Origin of the sequence: Streptomyces pilosus (assembly GCF_014649835.1) — a bacterium.
Classification (GTDB): domain Bacteria; phylum Actinomycetota; class Actinomycetes; order Streptomycetales; family Streptomycetaceae; genus Streptomyces; species Streptomyces pilosus.
In genome coordinates this window covers 101,643-125,373 of sequence record NZ_BMTU01000004.1, presented here as the reverse complement: position 1 = coordinate 125,373, position 23,731 = coordinate 101,643, and the positions used below count along the sequence as shown (strand labels likewise).

Sequence of the window (23,731 nt, the reverse complement as noted above, 5' to 3'; positions counted from 1 at the left end):
GGTCTCCTCACGGGGTTGCCGGTGGGGGGTCGCGCGGGTCTGGAGGTCGAGCCCGGGGGCTCCGGCCTCCGTGTGCCCGGCGGGCGGCACGGCGTTCACGCTACGACCGCGGCGCGAGCCCTCCCAATGAGGGAACCCCCTAAGCGATGCGGGGCAGGGAAAACCCTCGGTCCCCTCCCCGGGAAGGGGACGTCAGGTCGAGCGGCGGCCCGCCGCCAGCCGCACGATGTCCACCCGGGACCGTATGCCCAGCTTGCGGTAGACGCGGGTGAGCGTCGCCTCCACCGTCTTCACGCTGATGAACAGCCGGCCGGCGATCTCCCGGTTGGTGGCGCCCTCCATGACCAGCGCGGCGACCTGGCGCTCCATCGCGGCGAGCCCGTCCAGCACGGCCGGAGTGGCGGCCGGCACGGGCTCCGCCTCCGCGGGGCCGGCGGCCACGGCCTTGTCCACCTGACGCAGCCAGGGCAGCGCGCGGCAGCGCCGGAACAGCCGGGCCGCCTCCTCGTACCCGCCCGGCCCCGGGTTCCGGGAGCGCAGCCGGGCCAGCGCGAACGCGGCCCGGGCCTCCTCCAGACCGTGGCCCAGCCTGGCGAGCCGGTCCTGCGCCGACAACAACTGGGCCTGAGCCGCCTGGTGTTCACCGCGCGCGGCGCGCACCAGGGCCTCCGCGCGGTCCAGCACCGCCAGCACGCTCGCCCGGTTCAGCCGCACCGCGTGCACCCGGGTGACGTTGATGAGCTCCTGCGCCTCGCCGGGCTCCCCGATCCGCACCAGCGCCTCGGCGAGGTCGCCCTGCCAGCGGCCCCGCGCGGGGTCGCTGATGCCCATGGCGTGCTCCAGCTCCCGCACCCGGCGCAGCGACCGCACGGCCGCCTGCGCGTCCCCGGCCACCAACTGGGCGTAGCCCAGGGCCGCCAGGGACAGCGAGAGGTACAACTGGTCGCCGTCCACCTCGGCGTGGTCCGCGGACTCGCGGGCCAGCGCCAGTGCCCGGTCCACGTCACCGCCCGACGCCTCCGCGAGCGAGGCGAGCATGGCCGAGGCGCTCTCGCCGATGCCGGAGTCACGGGCCAGCCGCAGGCTCTCCCCGGCCACGTCCAGGGCCCGCCCGCAGTGCCCGAAGCGCAGTTCGGTGTCGGCGAGCAGCCGCGAGAAGTGCACCTCGCTCTCGACCATGCCGCGCCGCCGCGCCTCCCGCAGCAGCGCGGTGATGGCCGTACGGGCCTCGGGCAACTGGTCGCTCATCAGCAGCCAGCGGAACCGCGCCATCGCGGCGCCGTTGTGGTGGGAGGCCACATCGGGGTCCTGCGGTTCCTGGAGCGCCCGCTGGATCGTCCGGGGGGCGTCCGGGTGGCCCATCAGCGTCTCGGTGGACGACTGGAAGGCCAGCGCCATCAGTTCGGTGCGCCGGTCGCCGCCGCGGGCGGCCAGCTCCGCCGCGTGGGCGGCCTCCTGGCGGGACTTGGCGAAGTCGCCGTCCACCACCACCTCGCGCCAGGCCAGCTGGTAGTGGACCAGTGCGAGCAGCCGGGGGTCCTCGCCGGCGTCGGCCAGCACCTGCGGGAAGACGGCGTCGACCTCGCCGAGCGCCTGCCCGGCGGCCTCGATGACCACCATCCAGGCCCGCACCCGCTCCGCCGGCACCGTCGCCCGGGTCAGCACCTCCCTGGCTATGTCCCGGGCCAGGTCGGCCTCGCCCGCGGTGATCGCGTCCTCGGCGGCCTGGAGCCGCCGCTCGTCCGGGCCCGGCTCGCCGTCGGCCGGGGTGTGCCGGGCGGCGAGCAGCCCGAGCGAGGCGGCGACCGACGGCGCACCGCGGTCCCGGGCGAGCGCGGCGGCCTCCGCGAGCCGGGCCGCGACCTCCGGGTCGGCGCCGGTCGCGGCCAGCGCCAGGTGGCGGGCCCGCTCGATGGGGTCGGACGCCGCCGTGGACAGCGCCGCGTGCACGGCCCGCCGCTCCTGCGCGGGCGCCTCCGCGTACAGGGCGGCCGAGATCAGCGGATGGGCGAACCGTACGGCCGGCTCCTCCGGGTCCGTCGCCAGCAGTCCCAGGGCGGCGGCCTGGGCCGTCTCGGCCTCGGCGTTGTCCCGGCCGGCCGCGTGCAGCAGCGCCAGCGTGGGGCGGGCACCCGCGCTCGCCACGAGCAGGGTGCGGCGCGCCTCGTCCGACAGCATCTCCAGCCGGCTCAGCACCAGCGCCCGCAGCGACGTCGGCACCGGCAGCGGCTCGCCCGGGCGGGGCCGGGCGGAACTCTCCGCGAGGGCGCGGCCCAGCTCCAGCGCGAACAGCGGGTTGCCCGCACTGGTGCGGTGGATGTCACGCACTGTGGAGCGGGACAGGCCGGTGTAGCCGCGGTGGTCCAGCAGCGCGGAGACCTGCGTGCGGGAGAACGGGCCGAGCCGCACCGCGAGCGTGTCCGGCGGGCAGGCGCGCAGGTGACGGTCGTACTCCTCGCCGTCCGTGCGCACCGCGCACAGCATCCGGACCGGGCTGTCGCCCAGCCGCCGCGCGGCGAAGCCGAGCAGCTCGGCGCTGGCCGGATCCAGCCACTGAAGGTCGTCGGCGACGACCAGGACCGGCCCCTCGTCGGCCAGCGCGCGCAGCGTGGACAGCACCGCGAGCCGCAGCGCGAGCCCGTCCCGCTGGAGGGTGGACTCGCCGCGTCCGGTGAGCGCCGACTCCAGGGCGGTGCGCTGGGCGGCGGGCAGCCGGGGGGCCACCTCGTCGAGGACCAGGCCGAACAGGTCGGCCAGCGCCAGGAACGGAAGATGGGATTCGGACTCGGTGGCCGAACAGCGCAGCACGGTGCGCGCCGCCCCGGCGTTTTCCGCCGCGAGTGCCCGCAGCACGGTCGACTTTCCTATTCCGGCGGGCCCGTGGAGCAGCACGCTGCCCCCTCGGGCGAGCTGCTCCCGCGCGTCGGAGAACAGCTCCTCCCTGCCGATGACCAGGTCGGGGCGGTACCTGGCAGACTCCTTGAAGTCCCGTCGCACGGTCACCGCTCCCCTCCGTGTGGCGTGTCCTGGCCAATATTAGGCAACAGGCTCCTTAATTCCGGACGGACGGTGCAGTGAGGCAAATTACAGCGGGCGCGGCAACGATAAATCCAAACATGTACCCCTGGTAATGCCCAGTACGGGTCATCACCGCTCGAAACCGGGGCAACCACCCCGCCCGCCGGGCCGCGGCCGCCGCCCGCCCCCGCCCTCGTCGGGTCGGCGTTCACCTGTTCGCCCCTCCCATGCGGCGTCCGCGCGACGCACTCCGCCCGTCCGGGGGTGGTGAGACCAGGGTCACGGAATGCACGATGACCGGGAGCCGCCCGGCCATGGTCGGGCACGAGGAGGAGACATGACAACGGGGACGGACGCGTTCCGCAGGGCCCGGGACTTCCTGCTGGAACACCGGGAGGACTACACCACCGCCTATCGTGACTTCGCCTGGCCCCGGTTCGACCGGTTCAACTGGGCGCTCGACTGGTTCGACGTGATCGCGGACGGCAGCGACCGCACCGCCCTGCACCTCGTGGAGGAGAACGGCGACGAGACCCGGCTGAGCTTCGCCGCGCTCTCCCGCCGCTCCGACCAGGTCGCCACCTGGCTGCGGCAGCGGGGCGTGACCGCCGGGGACCGGGTGCTGGTCATGCTCGGCAACCAGGCCGAGCTGTGGGAGACCGCCCTCGCCGCGATGAAGCTGCGCGCCGTCGTCGTCCCGGCCACCCCGCTGCTCGGCCCCGCCGATCTGCGGGACCGGGTCGACCGGGGCGGCTTGGCGCACGTGATCGCGCGCGCCGCGGACACCGCGAAGTTCGACGAGGTCCCCGGCGACTACACCCGGATCGCCGTAGGGGAGGGAGCCGGCGGGAGCTGGCTGCCGTACGCCGACACCCGTGCCGCCGCCGAGCGGTTCACGCCCGACGGGCCGACCCTCGCCGACGATCCGCTGATGCTGTACTTCACCTCCGGTACCACCGCCCGGCCCAAGCTGGTCGAGCACACCCACACCTCGTACCCGGTCGGGCACCTGGCGACCATGTACTGGATCGGTCTGCTCCCCGGCGACGTGCACCTCAACATCTCCTCGCCCGGCTGGGCCAAGCACGCCTGGTCCAACCTCTTCGCCCCGTGGAACGCCGAGGCCACCGTCTTCCTGCACAACTACACCCGCTTCGACGCGCCCCGGCTGATGGCGGAGATGGACAAGGCGGGCGTCACCACCTTCTGCGCCCCGCCCACGGTGTGGCGCATGCTGGTCCAGGCCGACCTCGGCCGGCTGCGCACCCCGCCGCGCGAGGTCGTCGCCGCCGGCGAGCCGCTCAACCCCGAGGTCATCGAGCAGGTCAGGAGCGCCTGGGGCGTCACCGTCCGGGACGGCTTCGGGCAGACCGAGACGGCCGTGCAGGTGTCCAACAGTCCCGGCCAGGTCCTCAAGCCCGGCTCCATGGGCCGCCCCGGCCCCGGCTACCGCGTCGAACTCCTCGACCCGGTCACGGGCGCGCCCGGCGCCGCCGAGGGAGAGATCGCCCTCGACCTCTCCGGCCGGCCGGTGGGCCTGATGACCGGCTACCACGGGGACCCGGACCGCACGGCGGAGGTGATGTCCGGCGGCTACTACCGCACGGGTGACATCGGCGCGCGCGACGAGGACGGGTACCTGACGTACGTCGGGCGCAGCGACGACGTCTTCAAGGCCAGTGACTACAAGATCAGCCCCTTCGAGCTGGAGAGCGCCCTGCTGGAGCACGCGGCGGTCGCCGAGGCGGCGGTCGTCCCCGCCCCGGACGAGCTGCGGCTGGCCGTGCCCAAGGCGTACGTCGTGCTCGCGGAGGGCTGGGAGCCCGGCCCGGACACCGCGAAGGTGATCTTCGAGCACTCCCGCTCGGTGCTCGCCCCGTACAAGCGGATCCGCCGGCTGGAGTTCGGCGAGCTGCCCAAGACCGTCTCCGGCAAGATCCGGCGCATCGCGCTGCGCGAGGCCACGGCGGCGGGCTCCACCGGCGAGTACCGCGAGGAGGACCTCCGCTGACCGGGCCCCCGCCGCACGCCGACGGCACCGGTCCGACGGCCCCCCGGTGCCGCCGCCGCGGTGCCGGTCAGCGCACCTGCCTCCGGTAGTCCTGACCGGAGCCCGGCTCCGGGCCCGGCGGGACCTGTGCGTCCGGCCGCCGTTCCGGCAGCTCCGCGCCGCCCCGGCCGGCGGGCGGGACGGCGGCGCGCATGCACACGCGCGGCCACCGGTCGAGACCGTGCGCGGCCTCCTCGGCGCGGATCCGCCGCAGCCCCGGCGTGAGTTCGGCCTCGGAGAGGGTGCGGAAACCCAGCCGCGCGTAGTACGGGGCGTTCCACGGGACCTCGGCGAACGTGGTCAGCGTCAGCGCGGTCAGGCCGTCGGCGCGCGCCCGGTCCGCGGCACGGGCGAGCAGGGCACGGCCCACGCCCCGGCGGGCCGCGGCCGGGTGGACGGAGACCTGCTCGACGTGGAGCGCGCCGTCCACCGGTTCGGCGATCAGATAGGCGACGGGGCGGTCCTCGCGCCCGTCCTCGACCGCGACCCAGCAGCGGTGCGCCCGCCGGTGGCGCTCCAGCGTGTCCAGCGCGGGGGGAGCGTCGTCGGCGACCTCCGGCATGCCGAGGTCGCGGAACGGCGCGCCGGCCGCCCGTTCGATCTCCTGGAGGGCGGGCAGGTCGCCTGGGGCGGCGGGACGGATGCGCATCCGCCGAGTATCGGGCGCCGGCGGCGGCCGCGTCGCCGGGATTTCACGCCCCGTCGGCGTCCAGCGCGTCGGCGGCGGCGTTCACCGGCCGCGCGGCGCCGTCGAGGCCGAGCAGGAACAGCGGGACGCCCAGGGTGTCGGCGCGGGCCCGGGCCTCCTCGGCGTACCCGGCGAGGGAGAAGTGCAGACACGCCGACGACTCCGTCATCGCCGTCAGCCACAGGCACTCCACGTCCCGCGGGGTCGCCGGCCGGTCCGACGGGTCCACGTGGGCCAGCACGCCCCGGCCCGCCAGCCCGATGCCGGACGGGGGCCGCTGGTCCGCGCGCCGGACGTCCTCGTGGCCGAGGCGCCGCAGATGCAGCACGGCGGCCGTGACCGCGTCCCGGGCGGTGCGGATCGGCACCGGGCGGAAGGCGGGGCGCGCGGGCCGGCCGGTGAGGACGGCGGCGGCTTCCGGGCCCGCCACCGGGATCCGCAGCACGGTGCCGCACGGGCAGCCCAGTTCCGGCCGGGGCCACTCACCGCGCAGCCCGCAGCAGCCGCAGCGCAGGGTGATCCACTCCTCCCGCCAGGCGCGGTGGCCGACGGTGCCGGGCACCCCGTCGAGGTCCAGCGGCGGCGCGACGGGCGCACCGCAGGCGCAGGGGTACGACGGTGCCGTGAAGCGGTGCGCGCGCCGACAGGCGGGACAGCGCACCGGCACGCTCTCGGGCATGACCCCACTCCCGTGTTCTCGAGGCGCTGCCCATCGTCCTCCACGAGGCCCCCGTTGTCCGGCGGTTGCCCGGACTGAACCCGGCGGCCGGCGCCCGCCGGGTTCAGTCCGGGCCGCCGCCCCCGCACCCCCCGCCGGAGCCGCCGCCGCAGGAGAGGTGCCCGGCGCTGCCGTAGGCGTCACCGCGGGGCGAGTGGCGGAGCAGGCGCCGGTGGCGGAGGCTCACCCGCTCGGTCAGTCCCGCCCGGAGGGCGAAGCGGGGCACGAGGACCCGCAGCGCGGTCTCGCCGTGCAGGGCGACGGCGAGCAGCCGCTCGTCGTCCGGCAGGTCGCGCCTGCTCGCCGGCAGCGGGAACGCCTTGCGCAGCACCTGGAGCCGGCGCCGGGCCGCCCTGGTGGACCCCAGCAGCGGGTAGCGCAGCATCCCCGCCTCCGCCAGCCCGACGCGCAGCTCGGCCACCGCCCACCGGATGTCCAGGTCCCGGACCAGCTCCCGTATCGCGGACGGCTCCGCCAGGCGGTGGTACACCGCGCTCTCCAGGTACGCCGCCCGCATCGCTCCCGTGAGGGCCCCCGGCTCGCTTCCCGGTGCCGGGAGCGGCGGCAGGGCCCGCCCCGCCTCGCCGTCGACCGCGCGTACCGTGCCGGGCGCGCCCGCCTCGACGGCGCCCCGCAGGTGCAGGGCGACGACGGCGACGGTGACCGCGGCGCGCGGGCCGCCGGCCAGCAGGGCGATCTCGTGCGGCGTCCCCCGGACGCGCCCGGTGTCGGCCATGGCAGGCCCCCCCCGTCGACAGGGGCCCGCCGCCCCCGTGCCGGCGGGCCCCGTGTGGGAGGAGTGTGCCCCTCGGCGGGGACGGCCGAAGCCCTTCGGGGCCGTCTTCAGAGGTTGATTTGAGGGTGCCGTAGCCGGGCTACGGCCGATGCCGTACCGGTGCTCACGGCTCGTGGTGCTCCGACAGTCCGGGCCAGTCGTCGGGGCCGCCGCCCTGCCACTCGATGAGGTCGCTCCCCTCGACGTCGGTGACGTACAGGTCGGCCAGCCGGAGGATCTCGCCCACGTCGTCGGCGTGCGTGGCGAGGCCCAGTGTCTCGTCGCCCGAGGTCACCCGCCGGGACCCGTCCAGCGCGGGGGAGTGCACCACGATGTGGGGGTGCTCCGTCGGTTCTGCCATGGTTCCAGGCTGCTGCGCCGCGCGCCGTCGCGCACCCCGGAAGCCCGCCCGCGGCCGGGAGCGGTGGGCGCGACGTGGCTCCCCCGCCCGCGCCGCAGCGGCTAGGTTGGGCCCCGTGCGACTGAGAGTGGAGTTCACGACCGAGCCCTTCGACCTGGACGAGGCGCCCGCGCACGCCGTGGTGGCCCGGCAGGTGATCGAGGCGGCCGAACTGGACGTGGTGGACGTCGGCCCGTTCGGCAACACCGGCGAGGGGGGCGCCGACGCGGTGCTCACCGCCGTGGACGCGCTGCTGCGCCGGAGCCTGACGGCCGGCGCCACCCGCATCTCGCTGCAGGTCAACGTGGTCGGGGAGGACGACCGGTGACCGGCGCCGGCGAGGACGCCTTCATCGCGGCGGTCAAGCCGCTGGTCGACGCCATGGGCGGGGAGATGCTCCCGCCGGACGAGGCGGGCACCGACGACGTCGTGCTCTCCTGGGAGGGCGCCGCCGTCGTCGCCGTGCGGCTGCCGCAGCTCGGCGACTCCCTCGACCACATCCTCGCGGCCCTCGAACGCCGCAGGGGCGTGCCGCTGGCGGACCTGGACCGCAGGGCGAAACAGGAGGTCGTGCGCGGTCTGGAGGCGCGCGGGGCCTTCGCCGTGCGGCACGGCGTGGAGACCGTGGCGAGCGCGCTGGGGGTCAGCCGCTTCACCGTCTACAACTACCTCAACCGCGACAAGGGCGCCTGACCCTCCCCGGGCGGGGTCCTCCTCCGCGCCCGCCACTTTTCAACAAACTGTTGACGCGTGGTCCGTGACGGCGTTCACTGTCGGCACGCCCGTTCGCAGCATCAGGCCGTCCGCGGCCACGGAGGCTCCCGTGACGTCGACACCCACGCCCCCGGGCCTGGCCCGGTTCAACGCCCTCGCGGAGCCCGCGGCGCTCGCCGTACTCCGCGAGGTGTGCGCCGCCGACGCCTGGGTCCGCCGGGTGCTCGCCGCCCGCCCCTGTGCCACCGCCGACGAGCTGTACGCCGCCAGTGACGCCGCCACGGCCGGGCTGACCGCCGCGGACCTCGACGAGGCGATGGCGGCGCACCCGCCGATCGGCCGCCCCCGGCCCGGCGACCGGGCCTCCGCGCGGGAGCAGAGCGGCATGGCCGCGGCCCCGGACGAGCTGAGGGCCGAGATGCTCGAACTGAACCTGGCCTACCAGGAGAGGTTCGGCCACGTGTTCCTCGTCTGTGCCACCGGCCGGACCGGCGAGCAGATGCGCGACGCCGTCCGGGAACGCCTCGGCAACGCGCCGGAGAAGGAGCGCGGGATCGTCCGCACCGAACTGGGGAAGATCAACCGCATCCGGCTGGCCCGCCTCGTCGACGTCGAAGAGGACTGACGCACATGAGCACCGACACCACCGCCTCCGTGTCCACGCACATCCTGGACACCAGCGTCGGACGCCCCGCCGGGGGCGTCGCCGTCCACCTCTCCGCCCGCCCGGGCCGGGAGGCCGGCTGGCGGAGACTCGGCGGCTCCGCCACCGACGCGGACGGGCGGTGCGCGGACCTGCCGGCCCTGCCGGAGGGAACCACCCACGTACGGCTGGACTTCGCCGTGGAGCCGTACTTCGACGCCAGGGGCGCCGAGGGGCGGGCCGACGCGCGGCAGGACGCCCCCGCGGACCGGGACGGCGGCACCGGAGCGTTCTTCCCGGAGGTGGCGGTCACCTTCGCCGTCGTCCCGGGCGAGCACTACCACGTGCCGCTGCTGCTCAGCCCGTTCGGCTACTCCGTTTACCGAGGGAGCTAGCACACCATGCCCACGATCCTGGGACAGAACCAGTACGGCAAGGCCGAGAACCGGGTCGTCAAGATCACGCGGGACGGCGCCACCCACCACATCAAGGACCTGAACGTCTCCATCGCCCTCTCCGGCGACATGGAGGAGGTCCACTACTCCGGATCGAACGCGAACGTCCTGCCCACCGACACCACCAAGAACACCGTGTTCGCCTTCGCCAAGGAGCACGGCGTCGAGTCGGCCGAGCAGTTCGGCATCCACCTCGCCCGCCACTTCGTCACCTCCCAGGACGCCATCCACCGGGCCCGCGTCCGCGTCGAGGAGTACGCCTGGGAACGCATCGCGGTCCCCGACGCCGGCAGGGCCGGACACTCCTTCGTCCGCAAGGGCCAGGAGACCCGCCTGACGCAGATCACCTACGACGGCGAACGGTGGGAGGTGGTCTCCGGCCTGAAGGACCTGACCGTCCTGAACTCCACCGACTCCGAGTTCCGGGGCTACGTCAAGGACAGGTACACCACGCTGGAGGAGGCCTACGACCGCATCCTCGCCACCTCGGTCTCCGGCCGCTGGCGGTTCAACTGGACCGGCGACGACCAGCCGGCCCCCGACTGGGACGACTCCTACGAGCAGGTCCGACGGCACCTGCTGGAGGCCTTCGCCGAGACCTACTCCCGCTCGCTCCAGCAGACGCTCCACCGGATGGGCGCCCGCGTCCTCGACCACCGCGGAGAGATAGACGAGGTCCGCTTCTCCCTCCCCAACAGCCACCACTTCCTGGTGGACCTGGAGCCGTTCGGGCTGGAGAACGACACCGCCGACGGAGCCGTGTACGTCGCCGCCGACCGGCCCTACGGCCTGATCGAGGGCACCGTCCTGCGGGAGGGCTGCGAGGCGCGGATCCCGGTGGACCTCACCAGCCCCTGACCGCACCCCCTTTCGGCAGCAGCAGCGAGAAGGACGGACCATGGCAGCAGACCGGCGCATCGTCATCGAGAACTGCGCGATCGCGACCGTCGACGCGGACGGCACCGAGTACGCGTCCGGGCACCTCGTCCTCGCCGGCAACCGCATCGAAACGCTCGGCGCGGGCCCCGCCCCCGGGGGACTCGGCGACGTCGCACGGCGGATCGACGCCACCGGGCACCTGGCGACCCCCGGCCTGGTCAACACCCACCACCACTTCTACCAGTGGATCACCCGGGGCCTGGCCACCGACCACAACCTGTTCGACTGGCTCGTCGCGCTCTACCCGACCTGGGCGCGCATCGACGAGCCGATGGTGCGCGCCGCGGCCCGCGGCTCGCTCGCCATGATGGCCCGCGGCGGCGTCACCACCGCCATGGACCACCACTACGTCTTCCCCCGCGGCTCCGGCGACCTGTCGGCCGGGATCGTCACCGCCGCCCGCGACATGGGGGTCCGCTTCACCCTCGCCCGCGGCTCCATGGACCGCGGCGAGAAGGACGGCGGGCTCCCCCCGGACTTCGCCGTCGAGAGCCTCGACGACGCCCTCGCCGCCACCGAGGAGACCGTACGGCGGTACCACGACGCCTCCTTCGGCGCCATGACCCAGGTCGCCGTCGCCCCCTGCTCCCCCTTCTCCGTCTCCACCGACCTGATGCGCGAGGGCGCCGAACTGGCACGCCGTCTCGGTGTGCGGCTGCACACCCACGGGTCGGAGACCGTGGAGGAGGAGAAGTTCTGCCACGAGCTGTTCGGCATGGGCCCGACCGACTACTTCGCGTCCACCGGCTGGCTCGGCGAGGACGTGTGGATGGCGCACTGCGTCCACATGAACGACTCCGACATCGCCGCCTTCGCCCGTACGGGGACCGGCGTCGCCCACTGCCCCTCCTCCAACGCCCGCCTCGCCGCGGGCATCGCCCGCGTCCCCGACATGCTCGCGGCCGGTGTCCCCGTCGGCCTCGGCGTGGACGGCACCGCCTCCAACGAGTCCGGCGAACTCCACACCGAGCTGCGCAACGCCCTCCTCGTCAACCGTCTCGGCGCCCACCGCGAGGCCGCCCTGACCGCCCGTCAGGCACTGCGCCTGGGCACCCACGGCGGGGCCCGCGTGCTGGGCCGCGCGGGGGAGATCGGCTCCCTGGAGCCGGGCAAGCTCGCCGACCTGGTGCTGTGGCGGATGGACACCCTCGCCCACGCCTCCATCGCCGACCCGGTGACCGCGCTGGTCCTCGGCGCGGCGGCCCCGGTCACCGCGTCCTTCGTCGACGGCCGCCAGATCGTCGAGAACGGCCGCCTGCTCACCGCCGACGAGGACGAGATGGCCCGCACCACCCGCGCGGAGGCCCGTCGCCTGTCCCGGATCACCGCGGAGGCCTGAGCCCCGTCCGCGTGGACGGCTGCGCCCCCCGGGCCGCCGCCACTTCCTCCCGCAGCCGGGGGAGCAGGTCGTGGTACACGCCCGGGCAGAGGGTCGCGCCGTAGTCCTTGTGGCCGTAGAGCTGTGTGGAGGGGATGCCGTAGCGCGCGCAGGTGTACGCGCAGAGGGCCACCAGGACGTCCCACTGGGCGCCCGGCGGTACCGCGCCCGCGTGGTAGGCGCCCTCGCACGCGATCCCGACGGCGTAGTCGTTCTGTCCGGAGGTGTGGGAGCCGAGGACGAAGTTCCGGCCTCCGGTCAGCGCCCGGAGGCTGCCGTGCCGGCCCTCGGTGATCCAGCCGCCCCGGCTGACCAGGAAGTGGTACCCGGTGTCCACCCAGCGGTTCTTGTCCAGGTGCAGGTCCTGCACCCAGTGGGCGTGCGCGTGGGCCTGGGCGCGGGAGAAGTCGTTCGAGTTGGTGCTCACCGTGTGGTGGACGACGATCCTGCTCGGCCGGTACGGGAGGAGGCTGATCGTGCCCCGCGGGGCGCGTGCGCCCCAGTCCGCGGTGGAGTCGATGTCCGGCTCGACGGCGTCGGTCCCCCGCGCGTGCGCGAGGCCCGGCAGGGCGGTGGCGGCGGCCAGACCGGCCGCGCCGGCGATCAGCAGGCGGCGTCGTGAAGCGTTCTCGGGGTGCACGGTCGCTCCTCGTCGGAGGGGAGAGGTGGGGGGAAGCGGGCGCGGGGGAGCGGACGGCGGACCGCCGCCGGCTCCCCCGAGCGTGTGCGGGGCGGGCCCGGTGCCGTCAGGTGTTGTTGGCGAGCGCCAGGAGCCGGTCGCGGGAGCCGTTGAACTTGTTGCGGTCCACGTCACCGGCGACGCCGCCGACCGAACCGGTGCTGGTGTACTGCCACACCGTCCAGGTGGGGAAGCCGCTGGGGAGGGCCGGGGCGGAGGCGGAGGTCCAGTGCGCCACCCACAGCGGGCTCTTGGCGGACATGCCGGTCCAGTTGCCGGTGCAGGTGTTCCACCAGCTCGCCGTCGTGTAGATGACGACGTCACGGCTGGTGCGCGCCTTGTAGGTGGTGTAGAAGTCGTTGATCCAGGTGCGCATCTGCGTGGTGGACAGGCCGTAGCACATGGCCCCGTAGGGGTTGTGCTCGATGTCCAGCACGCCGGGGAGGGTCAGGTTGTCGCGTGACCACCCGCCGCCGTTGGTGGCGAAGTAGTTCGCCTGGGTGGCGCCGCCGGAGGCGTTGGGGAGGGCGAAGTGGTACGCGCCGCGGATCACGCCCGCGGCGTGGGCGGCGGGGTAGTTGGTGTTGAAGCGCGGGTCCTTGTAGCCCGTGCCCTCGGTCGCCTTCATCCAGGCGAACTGGATGCCGGAGCCGCGTACCGAGGTCCAGTTGATGGCGCCCTGCCAGTGGGAGACGTCGATGCCCTGGACGCCGTCGGTCGGGGCCAGGACGCCCCGCGACGGCTCACCGGCGGGGACGGCCCCGTGGACGCGGGCGCCCGCACCCATGTACGCCTCGCCGGGTTCGACGGTGACGCGGTCCCGGTCCGGCCGGGGTGCGGCCGTCGCGCCGCCGACGGTGGTGACCGTCAGGGCGAGGGCGGCACCGAGGACGCCGAGTGCCGTGACGGTGCGTCTGCGGGTGCCGTGCGGGGGGCGGGGGAGAGAGAACATGGGGCTGCCTCCTGGACACATGTGGGGATGAGCGAAGGAGGTGACGTCGGCCGCTGCCACCTGGGCAGATCCGTGCTGCGGGACTCGCATTTGACGTGCGCGCGTCATTAGTTACGCACGTAGATTCCGGGCCTGTAAAGAGCCTTCGTTCCTCGCTGGTGGTCTGGTCCACTGTAGGAGCGGATGGCCTGGAAACTTGGGATCCGGGCGGCGGAAACTTTCAAAGAGTGAAACCCCGGCTACAGCCCGAACGGGGCCGGATCCTTCGCCAGGCCCCGGAAGACGTCCTCCGGACGCGGCACCAGCTTGCGCAGTTTCAGGTCCATCAGCCCGCCGACGCCGGTGAGCTCGGCGGCCACGGTGCCGTCGGCCCGGGTGATCGTCTGCTCCATGGTGAAGATCTTGCCGCCGCTCCAGAGGAACGCGCAGCTCACGTCGGCCTCGTCACCGGCGAGCAGTTCCCGCCGGTAGCGGATGGTGGTCTCCAGGGCGACCGGTCCCACGCCCTGGGAGATCAGGCCGGACTGGGTGATCCCGGCCGCCTGGAGCAGCGACCAGCGCGCGTGCTCGGCGTAGTTGAGGTACACGGCCTGGTTGAGGTGGCCCTGCACGTCGGTCTCGTATCCGCGCACGGTCACACGGACGGAAAACGGCTCGCTCATCGCGGCTGTCCCCTTCATGCCTGTTCGACTGCCCTGCCCGACCCACCGATCTTGGCACGGGCCTCACACGCGCCGCGGCGAGGCCAGCAGATAGCGTGCCCGCGTCCTCGGCTCCGTGTACTCCCCGGCCTGCCAGCCCGCCCGCTCCAGGGTGGCCGCGCAGGCCCGCAGCGCCTCGCCGTCCGGCTCGTACACGGCGACCGCCTCCGGCTGCGGGGTCTCCCGCACGCGGTAACCGCCGTCCCCGGGGTCCGCGCCGGCCGGGCGGTGCCCGGCGGCCTCCAGGGCGAGCGCGGCGGCCCGCACCAGATGCGAGCGCTCCCAGCCGCAGGGCCGGTCCGTCGCCCCGTCGGGGTTGGTCATCCGGCGCAGCTCCAGCATGCCCTGCCAGGCGCCGCGCACCTCCCGGAGCCGGGCGGGACCGTCCGCGGGCGCCGTCTCCTCGCCGCCCGCCCGGGCCGCGAACCCACCGGCCGTGGCGGGCGGACCCGACGGCCCGGCCTCCGGTTCCGCCTCCCGGATCCGGTGCCCGGCCGGGGTCAGGAAGTGGTCGTGCGGCGGCCTCGGGTGACGGAACGCCAGCCCGTGCCGCACCAGCGCGGCGAGCTGCGCCGGCGTCCCCTTGAGCCGCCCGGTCACGGGATCGGCGGCCTCGACGAGACGGCGCTGCGCGGCGGTGGGCGGCCGGCTCATCGGCGTCCGGGGGCGTGGGGGAGGAAGGCGGCCCCCCGGTGGGGGAGGGAGGCGGCCCCCTGATGGGGGGCGAAGGCGGGACGGTGCCCTGACGGACGGTCGGTCATCGGGTTCCTCCCAGCGCCTTCTCGGCCAACGCCGGCGACTCACGGGGTGTGAGGGCCTGGGCCCGGATGATGCCACACGGTTCCCCGCGCGGCGCGACCCGGACGGAGCCGGACCGCGGGGGCGCGTGACCCCGCGTACCGGCGCCGGCGGTGTCCCTAGCCCATGAACTCGGGTCGCCGATAGGGCATCCACCAGCTGAGCAGGCCCCAGACGCCGAGTGCGAAGGCGCCCGCCGCGATCAGGGCCGCGAGCCAGGGGCGGCGCAGCGCACGCAGGGCGAGCAGCCAGGCGGCGAGCGGGACGAGCGCGCCGCCGGCGGCGATGAGGGGCAGGTCGACGTAGAGGACGCTCAGATCCCGGTGCATGCCCTCGAAGCCGCCGTGGACGCTGACCCGTGCCTTCGGTGCCCAGGCGAGCACCGCCATGACGGCGCCCGCGGCTGCCAGGAGCAGCCCGAAGCAGCCCGCTCTGTGTTCCCTCATGCCCTGATCCGACGCGATCACCGTCCCGTCGGTTCCCCCCGGGCGCCTCACTGCCGGTAGCCGCTCAGGAAGCGGCCGATGCGGCCGATCGCCGTCTCCAGGACGTCCGCGTGGGGGAGGGTGAGGATGCGGAAGTGGTCGGGGGACGGCCAGTTGAAGCCGGTGCCCTGGACCACCTGGATCTTCTCCCGGAGCAGCAGGTCGAGGACGAACCTCTCGTCGTCGTGGATCCGGTGCACCTTCGGATCCAGGCGCGCGAACGCGTACAGCGCGCCCCTGGGTTTCACACAGCTCACGCCGGGGATCTCGTTCAGCTTCTCCCAGGCGACGTCCCGCTGTTCGCGCAGCCTGCCGCCCGGCGCGGTCAGTTCACGGATCGACTGCCGTCCGCCGAGGGCGGCCTGGATGGCGTACTGGGCGGGCGCGTTGGCGCACAGCCGCATGGAGGCCAGCATGGTCAGGCCCTCCAGGTAGTCCCTGGCGTGCTGCTTGGGGCCGGTGACCACCAGCCAGCCGGAGCGGAAGCCCGCCACGCGGTAGGTCTTGGACAGGCCGCAGAAGGTGAGGACCACCAGGTCGGGGGCGAGCGCGGCGGCCGAGTGGTGCACGGCGTCGTCGTAGAGGATCTGGTCGTAGATCTCGTCGGCCAGCACCATCAGGCCGTGGCGGCGGGCGAGGTCGAGGATGCCCTCGACGACCTCCTTCGGGTAGACGGCGCCCGTCGGGTTGTTGGGGTTGATGATGACCACGGCCTTGGTGCGGGCCGTGATCTTCGCGGCCATGTCGTCCAGGTCCGGGTACCAGTCGGCCCGTTCGTCGCACAGGTAGTGGACCGCCTTGCCGCCGGCGAGGGTGGTCGCCGCCGTCCAGAGGGGGAAGTCCGGGGCGGGAACGAGGATCTCGTCGCCGTCCTCCAGCAGTGCCTGCACGGCCATCGAGACCAGCTCGGAGACGCCGTTGCCGAGGAAGACGTCGTCCACGTCGACCTCGAGGCCCAGCGTCTGGTAGCGCTGGGCGACCGCGCGGCGGGCGGAGAGCACACCGCGGGAGTCGGTGTAGCCGTGCGCCCGGGGCAGCATCCGGATCATGTCCTGGAGGATCTCCTCCGGTGCCTCGAAGCCGAACAGGGCCGGGTTGCCGGTGTTCAGGCGCAGCACACTGTGCCCCGCCTCCTCCAGCGCGTCGGCGTGCTCGATCACCGGACCGCGGATCTCGTAACAGACCTCGCTGAGCTTGCTCGACTGCCGGAACTCCATGCGCCCCTCCGGATTCTGGTGTTGCTTGGTTTTACCAAGTGGGAGCTTGGAAAGTCCAACAACATGTCTAGACTGCGTCGCATGTCACCACGCCGAAGCTACGACCAGTACTGTTCCGCCGCGCGTGCGCTCGACACCGTCGGCGACCGCTGGACCCTGCTGATCGTCCGCGAACTCCTCGCCGGCCCGCGGCGCTACACCGACCTGCACGCGGACCTGCCGGGCGTCAGCACGGACATGCTGGCCTCGCGGCTGAAGGACATGGAACGCGACGGTCTCGCCACCCGCCGCCGCCTCCCCCCGCCCGGCGCGGCCTACGTCTACGAACTCACCGCCCGCGGCGGCGCGTTGCTCCCCGTCCTCCAGGCCCTCGGCGCCTGGGGCGAGGCCGAACTCGGGGATCGGCGTCCCACGGACGCGGTGCGCGCCCACTGGTTCGCGCTGCCCCTGCTGCGGGCCCTGGGTGACACGACGGGACTCGTCGAAGTCCGGCTCGACGAAGGGGTGTTCCACCTGCACGCCGGTGCCGGTGCCGGACCCGTCTACGGGGACGGCCCCGCCCCGGGGGAGCCCGACGCGCGGCTGTCCCTGGACACCGCCACCTGTACGGCGGTCGGTCGCGGCGAGCTGAGCCTGACCGACGCCGTCCGCGCCGGACGGGTCGAGGTGACGGGTGGGTCCCCGCTGGCCAAGGAGCTGCGGGAGGGGTGAGGGGAACGGCGGAAGGCCCGCACGGGGCGGGCCTTCCGGGAGGGTGTCACGCCGTCGGCGGCACTCCGGGCGGACGCCCGGAACCCCTCGTCAGGCGGTAGCCGGCGACACCGGCGAGCGCGGCCAGCGCGCCGCCCGCGGCGGTCCAGATCCAGCGGTCGGACCACCAGCCGGACGTCCAGCCGTCCTCCGGTTCCAGGCCGGCCAGGACCGCGGTGGGCGAGTCGTCGTCCTCCGCCAGGTCCTGCTCCGCACGGATCGCGATGCCCGGCACCAGCGGTTCGGACAGCGTGCCGTCCACCGCCGCCGCGCCGCCCATGTCCTGGGACTCCACCCGCAGTTCGGCGGAGACCGGCTGCCCCAGGTCGGACGTCGACAGCCTGAGCGCGGTGAGCCGCACGTAGTACGTGCCCGGCAGCGGGTCGTCGGCCCACGGCTCCGACCAGGCGCGGACCGTGCGCAGCACGCACTCCAGCTCCACCGAGGGCGCGCCGGGGGCCGCTGTGCGGGTCTGCGCCCCGTACTGGCAGGCCTGGCGGCGGCGCAGACCGTCGTACACGTCGACCTGCCAGGTCTCGGCCGCGTGGCTCTCCGGCAGCTTCACCGTCGCCCGCACCGTGGGGCGCTGTCCGGCGTCCGCGGGGAAGGACCAGTACAGGTAGTCGCCCGTGGAGGCGCGCGCGGTGGCGGTCAGCCCCTGCTCGACCTCCGTCGCGGTACGGAACGAGGTGCCCGCGCGGGTGGGGCCCTCAGCCTCCCCGGACGCCTCCGGCGAGGGCGAGGAGTCGGCCGCAGCGGGGGCCGCGGCCAGTCCGAGCGTCAGCAGGGCCGTGCCCAGTACACGTATCGCGCGCATCAGTGGGTCCTCCAGACAGCGAACCGCCAGCGGGACAGCCAGCCCCAGAGCAGACCGGCGACGAAACCGGTCACGACCAGCGCGCCGAGCAGCCACCAGCCCCGGCCGAGACCGAAGGACGCCACGTCGCTCGCGCCGTCCGGGCCGTCCACGACGTCGACGGTCAGTTCCAGCGGCAGACCGGGGGTGGTCTTCACCCCGGCGTCCGCCGAGAAGGAGTGGGTCACCGCCAGGCACACCACCTCGGCGGCCGGCTTGTCGCCGTCGTCGTCGTCCCGCTCGGGCTTCGGGTACCGCAGACCGGTGGACAGGACGTCCGTACGGCCGTTGCCCGCGGCCTCGCCCCGCACGATCTCCCGGCCGTGCACCGTGACGGCCCGCAGCAGCACGCCGTGGTCCGGCCGCACCGCGCGGTCCGCCGCCACGCTCACCGAGGCCCGCAGCTCCTGCCCGGCGAGCAGCTCCACCCGGTACCAGCGCTGCTGACCGAACTCCTCGCGGTCGGTGTAGAGGCCGGACTCCACCGTGGGCGCCTTAGCGCACGCGTCGGCACCCTGCACGGCCACCGGAGTGACCACGGGTTCGGCCGCCCGGTCCACCAGTTCGTTGACCCGGTCGGTGAGTTCGTCCTGGTGCTCGACCGAGGCGTAGGTGCCGCCGGTCGCCTCCGCGATGCAGCTGAGCTGCCGGCTGAGCTTGGCATTGGGCACCAGGCCCAGGGTGTCGATGGTCAGGCCGATGCCCTTGGCCGCGATCTCCCGGGCCACCTCGCACGGGTCGAGCGGGGCGCAGGTGTCCTCGCCGTCGCTGATCAGAACGATGCGCTTGGAGCCGTCGCCGCCTCCGAGGTCGTCGGCCGCCTTCAGCAGCGCCGGGCCGATGGGCGTCCAGCCGGTCGGCGCCAGGGTGGCCACCGCGGTCTTGGCCTCGGTGCGGTCCAGGGGGCCGACCGGGTAGAGCTGCGCGGTGTCCTTGCAGCCCTCCTTGCGGTCGTCGCCGGCGTAGTCGGCGCCGAGCGTCCGGATGCCCAGTTCGACCTCCTCCGGCGTCGCGTCCAGCACCTCGTTGAACGCCTGCTTCGCCGCCGCCATCCGGGACTGGCCGTCGATGTCCTTGGCCCGCATCGAGCCACTCACGTCGAGGAGCAGATTGACCTTGGGCGCGTCCCGGCCCGCGGGTTCGTCGGCGGCCGCCCCGGCCGGGAAGGCGAGCCCGGCCGTCAGTGCGGCGAGCAGGGCGCAGGCGCCTGCCACCGGCCGTTTTCTTCTGATCATCGGCGGATCCTATTGATCAGGGGTGCCGGGTTCCAAAACGGGGTGTCACCAGGCGTCGTCGCGCAGCGGATTGGGAAGGTCCGCCCACTGGTCCCCGGATGTGCGCGGCGACAGGCGCATCAGCGTCAGCGCCTTCGCCGGCAGCGGCTCACCGGTCAGCGCGGCCAGGTCCGGGGTGCGCGGCAGCTCCCGCACGACGCTCTCCAGCGCCGCCCGCAGCGCCGGCCCGGACCCCGCCGTCCCCGCCAGCGCGCCCGCCACCAGCGAGCCGAACAGCTTGCGCCGCAGCACGCGTTCGTCGTCCGTGACCATGCGCTCGGGCAGCGCGGGAAGGGGGACGCCGTGCCGGGCCAGCCGCGCCGGGCCCACCCGCAGATCGGCCAGGTCGCGGTAGACCAGCCGCACCGGGTCCCCGTCCTCCGACAGCACCACGAGCAGGTTCTGGCCGTGTGCCTCCAGCGCCACCCCCAGCTCCAGCAGCCGCAGCCCGACGGTCAGGGCGAGCGCGGTGAAGCGGCTCAACCAGGCCGGTGAGCGGGGCAGTCCGGTGGTCGCCAGCGCCGCCACCGGCACCACCCGCTCCCCGTCCGCCGCGTAAGCCCGCGGCGACTCGCGCAGCACCGCCGCGAGATCGGGCGACCCGGCGGCCACCGCGCCGCGGGTGCGGGTGATGTGCAGCAGTCCGTCCGTCCGCGCCGCCACCGCCTCCCCGAAGTCCGACAGCACCGCGGACGCGGCGACCGAACCCAGCGAGATGTCCCGCACCGAGGACGTCAGCCGGGCGCTCAGCGCCGTCTTGACGTGCGGTCCGTCCGGCAGCGCGAGGGTGCGCAGCGCCATCAGCGGATGCGCCGCGAGCCGCCCCTCACCCGTCCGCTTCAGCACGTGGGCCGCCTGCCACGGATGCACCGGGACGAGCAGCCGTCCCGCCTCCCGCAGCCACCGCGGCCACTCCCCGGTCACCAGGCACTCCCCGGCCGGCACCGGCATCAGCTCCAGCTCCACCACCGGCCGGTGCTCGGGCCCGTAAGCGAGCTGCTCCGCCACGGAGAATCCGGGCCGGGAACGGCAGTTGGGGTGGAAGGGGTGTCCGTCGGTCACCCGCTGCTCCCACTCCCAGTCCCGGGCCGGCCACTCCTCCGGGTGACGATGCCGCCCCGCCCGCGAGAGCGCCAACGACGCGACGCTGTGCCCGAGTTCGGCGGCGAACACCGCCGAGTGCGGTACGGCCAGCTCCGTCATCAGCCGCGCCGGGTCGCCGTACGCCGCCCCGTCCAGCCGTACGGTCGTGACATGGCCGGCGGTCGTGTACGGGTCGGCCCGCGGGCCGTGCAGCCGGCGCCCGTCCGCCAGGCGCAGCGTGAGCCCCTCGCGTCCCGGTTCCCGCCGGGTGACCCAGGGCAGCGGCTCGTGCGCGAGACCGCGCCACAGCCGGGTCAGCACGGCCGCGCGGGCACCGGGGAGCCCTTCCGCGTACCCGGCGGCGAGACCGGGCCGTACCGAGGCCAGCTCGTCGGCGATCTCGGCCTCGGCGGTCGGGGGTCGGTGCACGGGCGGTCTCCTCGGGTACGTACAGGACGGGACGAACGGGGGGACGGCGGCAGACATACTGATCGTCTCCGCCGTACAGACCGTAGGGAACCAGAACGCGTGGACCTCATGCCCCCGCCCGCGGACGACCACGCGGCGAGCCCCGCGGGCCCGGCCGCACGGGCCGACGCCCATGCGGCCGTGCCGCTGCTGAACTGCCTGCTGCGCGAGGTGGCCGAGCCGCTGCCCGGGCCGGGACCGGACCGGGACCCGCACGCCCGCAGCACGTACCGGCTCCCCGGTACGGGCCGGCTGCTGAGGGTGCGGGGCACCCGCCGCCCCGCGGCGCCCGAGGTGTTCACCGCGGGCGCCTGGCACCGCCTCGGCCACCCCGGACTGGTCGCCCTCGTCGCCGAGGAACTGCGCCGGCACACCGGCCTGGCCAACCGTGAACTGCCCGCCGAGATGCTCGACAGCCGGGACGCGGTGGCCGCCCTGCTCGACGCCCGCGCCCGGACCGCCCCGCCCGACGACCCCTACGTGCGCTCCGAGCAGTCCCTGCTCACCGGCCACCCCCACCACCCCGCCCCGAAGGCGAGGGGCGGCGGCCCCGCGGCCGGCTGGCTGCCCTACGCGCCCGAGGCGCACGCCCGTTTCCCGCTGGCGCTGCTGGCCGTGCGCGAGGACACGGTGGTGGAGGACGGCGACACCGCCGCCCTCGACCGCCTGGGCACCGCCCCGCCGGGCTACCGCCTGCTGCCCGCACACCCCTGGCAGCTCGGCCTCGCCGCCCGCGACCTCGCCCCCGCCTTCGCCGACGGCCGCCTCATCGAGCTGGGCACGACCACCTCCCCGGTGTGGCCCACCGCGGCGATCCGCACGGTGTACGCGCCCGGCGACGACCTGTTCCTCAAGTTCAGCCTCGATGTGCGCATCACCAACGACATCCGCCGGCTGTGGCGTCACGACCTGCGGAGACTGCACGGGACCGACACGGCCGTCCGCCGCGCCTTCGCCGCCTTCGACGGCCCCGGGGCCCCCGCCTGGCTCAGCGACCGGGGTCACCGCACCGCGGACTTCGCCTTCGAACAACTGGCCGTCGTCGTGCGCGACGGACTGCGCGGTCATGTCGTGCCGGGTGCGACCCCCTGCCTCGCGGCGGCGCTGGCCGAGGGCTTCGACGGGAGCCCGCTCGCCCGCACCCCCCACCCGGCCCAGTGGTGGGAGAGATATCTGGAGCACGTGGTGCCCCCGGCCCTGACGGCCTTCGCCGAGCACGGCGTCGTCCTGGAGGCCCACCTCCAGAACACCCTGATCGCCACCGGCCCGGACGGCATGCCCGTCCAGGCCCTCTTCCGGGACGCCGAGGGCGTCAAGCTCCTCCCGGGGGCCGCCGGGGCGGCGCCGCTGCCCACGGTGTCCCGGGCGGACGGCTGGGAGCGGCTGGTGTACTGCCTGGTCGTCAACCACCTCATGGAGATCGCCGCCGCCCTGGCCGACCACCACCCCGGCCTCGACCCCTGGCCCGCCGTCCGCCGCGAACTGGCCCGCCACGACCTCCCCGAGATCCCCGCCCTCCTCGCCGCCCCGACCCTCCCCGCCAAGACCAACCTCCTGCTGCGCTGGACCGGGGCGGACGGCGCCGACGCCCGCTACCGGCCGCTGCCCAGCCCGCTGGCCGCCGGATGAGGGCGAACAGGCGGCAACCCGCCGGATGCCCCAGACTCTGAGAGGACGTTTCCGGCAGACCGCGCCCGAGGAGGCGTGCTTGTGCATGACGTGCCGTTCTGGCTGTGGGTGGTGTTCGGTGTCACCGTGCTGGTGTCGCTGGCGGTCGATCTCCTGGCGCACCGCTCGGCGCATGTCATCGGCTTCCGTGAGGCCGCCGCCTGGAGCGCGCTGTGGATCGGGCTGGCTCTCCTCTTCGGAGGCGTCGTCTTCCTCGTGGTCGGCACGGACGCCGGGGTGGAGTACACCACCGCCTGGCTGCTGGAGAAGAGCCTGTCCGTCGACAACCTGTTCGTCTTCGCCCTCATCTTCGGCTACTTCAAGGTGCCGAGGGCCTACCAGCACCGCGTGCTGTTCCTCGGTGTCCTGGGCGCCCTGGTCTTCCGCGGTCTCTTCCTGGCCGCCGGTGTGGCCGTGGTCAGCCAATTCACCGCCGTGCTGTTCGTCTTCGCGGCGATCCTCTTCTGGAGCACCTACAAGATCCTCAAGGGTGAGGACGAGAGCTTCGACCCGGGCAAGAGCCTCGCGGTCAGGCTGCTGCGCAAGGTCATCCCCGTCCAGGACGAGTACGCGGGCCCGCACTTCTTCGTCAAGGAGGCCGGCAAACGGGTCGGGACACCGCTGCTGGCCGTCGTGGCCGCGATCGAGGCGGCCGACCTCGTCTTCGCCGTCGACAGCGTGCCCGCCGTCCTGGCCGTCAGCAGTGACATCTTCATCGTCTACACCAGCAACGCCTTCGCCATCCTCGGCCTGCGCGCCCTGTACTTCATGCTCGCCGGCCTGCTGGACCGCTTCCACTACCTCAGCGTCGGCCTCGCCCTGATCCTCGCCTTCATCGGCGTCAAGCTCACCCTCCAGGCGGCCCACAAGACGATCAGCACGTCCGTGCCCGAGATCCCGTCGCTGGTCAGCCTCGCCGTCATCGTCGTCGTGCTGGCCGCGTCCGTCACGATCAGCGTGCTGCGCCCCCCGCCGGAGAAGGCCGAGCACGAGTGACCGGCACCGGCCCCCTGTACGAAGAG

Annotated in this window: 24 protein-coding genes; 10 read left to right on the top strand and 14 right to left on the bottom strand. The window is 74.3% G+C overall.

Annotated features, from left to right (window positions below; genetic code table 11):
• Nucleotides 1–192: 192 nt before the first annotated feature.
• Nucleotides 193–3,003, bottom strand: a complete 2,811-nt coding sequence (locus IE118_RS11705) for an ATP-binding protein (RefSeq protein WP_189557726.1) — start codon at nt 3,001–3,003, stop codon at nt 193–195.
• Between the two features lie 352 nt (nt 3,004–3,355).
• On the opposite strand from IE118_RS11705, the gene IE118_RS11700 reads away from it, so the two are divergent.
• On the top strand, nt 3,356–5,029 hold the full coding sequence (locus IE118_RS11700; RefSeq protein WP_189557725.1) for an AMP-binding protein: 1,674 nt from the start codon (nt 3,356–3,358) through the stop codon (nt 5,027–5,029).
• 67 nt (nt 5,030–5,096) lie between these two features.
• Here the strand turns inward: IE118_RS11700 and IE118_RS11695 are convergent, their stop codons facing one another.
• The 4 genes from IE118_RS11695 to IE118_RS11680 all read right to left on the bottom strand — a co-directional run bounded on the left by IE118_RS11695 (nt 5,097) and on the right by IE118_RS11680 (nt 7,610).
• Nucleotides 5,097–5,717: a GNAT family N-acetyltransferase gene (locus IE118_RS11695; protein ID WP_189557724.1), complete on the bottom strand. Its 621-nt coding sequence runs from the start codon at nt 5,715–5,717 to the stop codon at nt 5,097–5,099.
• 43 nt (nt 5,718–5,760) lie between these two features.
• Complete coding sequence (locus tag IE118_RS11690; protein ID WP_189557723.1) at nt 5,761–6,435, bottom strand: hypothetical protein; 675 nt, start codon at nt 6,433–6,435, stop codon at nt 5,761–5,763.
• A 103-nt stretch (nt 6,436–6,538) separates the two neighbouring features.
• Nucleotides 6,539–7,210 (bottom strand): TIGR04222 domain-containing membrane protein, encoded by a 672-nt coding sequence (locus IE118_RS11685; RefSeq protein WP_189557722.1) that lies wholly within the window; start codon nt 7,208–7,210, stop codon nt 6,539–6,541.
• A 163-nt stretch (nt 7,211–7,373) separates the two neighbouring features.
• Complete coding sequence (locus tag IE118_RS11680) at nt 7,374–7,610, bottom strand: hypothetical protein (protein WP_189557721.1); 237 nt, start codon at nt 7,608–7,610, stop codon at nt 7,374–7,376.
• Between the two features lie 115 nt (nt 7,611–7,725).
• Here IE118_RS11680 and IE118_RS11675 point away from each other — a divergent pair, with 115 nt between their 5' ends.
• From IE118_RS11675 to IE118_RS11650, 6 genes are all read left to right on the top strand, one after another.
• Nucleotides 7,726–7,977, top strand: a complete 252-nt coding sequence (locus tag IE118_RS11675) for a YkoF family thiamine-binding protein (protein ID WP_189557720.1) — start codon at nt 7,726–7,728, stop codon at nt 7,975–7,977.
• Entirely contained in the window at nt 7,974–8,342 is a 369-nt protein-coding gene (locus IE118_RS11670; RefSeq protein ID WP_189557719.1) for a helix-turn-helix domain-containing protein, read from the top strand. The genes IE118_RS11675 and IE118_RS11670 overlap by 4 nt, the downstream gene beginning before the upstream one ends.
• Before the next feature lie 130 nt (nt 8,343–8,472).
• Entirely contained in the window at nt 8,473–8,988 is a 516-nt protein-coding gene (gene uraD / locus IE118_RS11665) for a 2-oxo-4-hydroxy-4-carboxy-5-ureidoimidazoline decarboxylase (protein ID WP_189557718.1), read from the top strand.
• Nucleotides 8,989–8,993: 5 nt separating this feature from the next.
• Nucleotides 8,994–9,401 carry a hydroxyisourate hydrolase gene (gene uraH / locus IE118_RS11660; protein ID WP_189557717.1) on the top strand — a complete coding sequence of 136 codons (408 nt, stop codon included), beginning with the start codon at nt 8,994–8,996 and terminating at the stop codon, nt 9,399–9,401.
• A 6-nt stretch (nt 9,402–9,407) separates the two neighbouring features.
• Complete coding sequence (gene pucL, locus IE118_RS11655; RefSeq protein ID WP_189557716.1) at nt 9,408–10,319, top strand: factor-independent urate hydroxylase; 912 nt, start codon at nt 9,408–9,410, stop codon at nt 10,317–10,319.
• Between the two features lie 40 nt (nt 10,320–10,359).
• A complete protein-coding gene (locus IE118_RS11650) occupies nt 10,360–11,739 on the top strand; it encodes an 8-oxoguanine deaminase (RefSeq protein ID WP_189557715.1) in 1,380 nt (459 codons plus the stop codon).
• On the opposite strand, the gene IE118_RS11645 is transcribed toward IE118_RS11650, so the two are convergent.
• The 6 genes from IE118_RS11645 to IE118_RS11620 form a co-directional block, all read right to left on the bottom strand.
• A complete protein-coding gene (locus tag IE118_RS11645) occupies nt 11,723–12,418 on the bottom strand; it encodes a peptidoglycan recognition protein family protein (RefSeq protein WP_189557714.1) in 696 nt (231 codons plus the stop codon). The genes IE118_RS11650 and IE118_RS11645 overlap by 17 nt on opposite strands.
• A 106-nt stretch (nt 12,419–12,524) precedes the next feature.
• Nucleotides 12,525–13,409 carry a lysozyme gene (locus IE118_RS11640; protein WP_189557713.1) on the bottom strand — a complete coding sequence of 295 codons (885 nt, stop codon included), beginning with the start codon at nt 13,407–13,409 and terminating at the stop codon, nt 12,525–12,527.
• Between the two features lie 239 nt (nt 13,410–13,648).
• Nucleotides 13,649–14,071, bottom strand: coding sequence for an acyl-CoA thioesterase (locus tag IE118_RS11635; protein WP_189557712.1), 423 nt, complete (start codon nt 14,069–14,071; stop codon nt 13,649–13,651).
• A gap of 63 nt (nt 14,072–14,134) precedes the next feature.
• Nucleotides 14,135–14,764 (bottom strand): hypothetical protein, encoded by a 630-nt coding sequence (locus IE118_RS11630; protein ID WP_189557711.1) that lies wholly within the window; start codon nt 14,762–14,764, stop codon nt 14,135–14,137.
• 263 nt (nt 14,765–15,027) lie between these two features.
• Complete coding sequence (locus IE118_RS11625; protein ID WP_189557710.1) at nt 15,028–15,354, bottom strand: hypothetical protein; 327 nt, start codon at nt 15,352–15,354, stop codon at nt 15,028–15,030.
• Between the two features lie 47 nt (nt 15,355–15,401).
• Entirely contained in the window at nt 15,402–16,610 is a 1,209-nt protein-coding gene (locus IE118_RS11620; protein WP_189557709.1) for a pyridoxal phosphate-dependent aminotransferase, read from the bottom strand.
• An 81-nt stretch (nt 16,611–16,691) separates the two neighbouring features.
• Here IE118_RS11620 and IE118_RS11615 point away from each other — a divergent pair, with 81 nt between their 5' ends.
• Entirely contained in the window at nt 16,692–17,321 is a 630-nt protein-coding gene (locus IE118_RS11615; RefSeq protein ID WP_189557708.1) for a winged helix-turn-helix transcriptional regulator, read from the top strand.
• 46 nt (nt 17,322–17,367) lie between these two features.
• Here the strand turns inward: IE118_RS11615 and IE118_RS11610 are convergent, their stop codons facing one another.
• Genes IE118_RS11610 through IE118_RS11600 form a run of 3 tightly spaced genes read right to left on the bottom strand, consistent with a single transcriptional unit; the run spans nt 17,368 to nt 21,002 of the window.
• Complete coding sequence (locus IE118_RS11610; RefSeq protein WP_189557707.1) at nt 17,368–18,177, bottom strand: hypothetical protein; 810 nt, start codon at nt 18,175–18,177, stop codon at nt 17,368–17,370.
• Nucleotides 18,177–19,451 (bottom strand): VWA domain-containing protein, encoded by a 1,275-nt coding sequence (locus IE118_RS11605; protein ID WP_189557706.1) that lies wholly within the window; start codon nt 19,449–19,451, stop codon nt 18,177–18,179. Before IE118_RS11605 ends, IE118_RS11610 begins: the two co-directional genes overlap by 1 nt.
• Nucleotides 19,452–19,496: 45 nt before the next feature.
• Nucleotides 19,497–21,002, bottom strand: a complete 1,506-nt coding sequence (locus IE118_RS11600) for an IucA/IucC family protein (RefSeq protein ID WP_189557705.1) — start codon at nt 21,000–21,002, stop codon at nt 19,497–19,499.
• Nucleotides 21,003–21,110: 108 nt separating this feature from the next.
• Between IE118_RS11600 and IE118_RS11595 the strand changes: the two genes are divergently transcribed.
• Both IE118_RS11595 and IE118_RS11590 read left to right on the top strand, forming a co-directional pair.
• Nucleotides 21,111–22,670 carry an IucA/IucC family protein gene (locus IE118_RS11595; RefSeq protein WP_189558149.1) on the top strand — a complete coding sequence of 520 codons (1,560 nt, stop codon included), beginning with the start codon at nt 21,111–21,113 and terminating at the stop codon, nt 22,668–22,670.
• A gap of 81 nt (nt 22,671–22,751) precedes the next feature.
• Nucleotides 22,752–23,705 (top strand): TerC family protein, encoded by a 954-nt coding sequence (locus IE118_RS11590; RefSeq protein ID WP_189558148.1) that lies wholly within the window; start codon nt 22,752–22,754, stop codon nt 23,703–23,705.
• Nucleotides 23,706–23,731 lie beyond the last annotated feature (26 nt).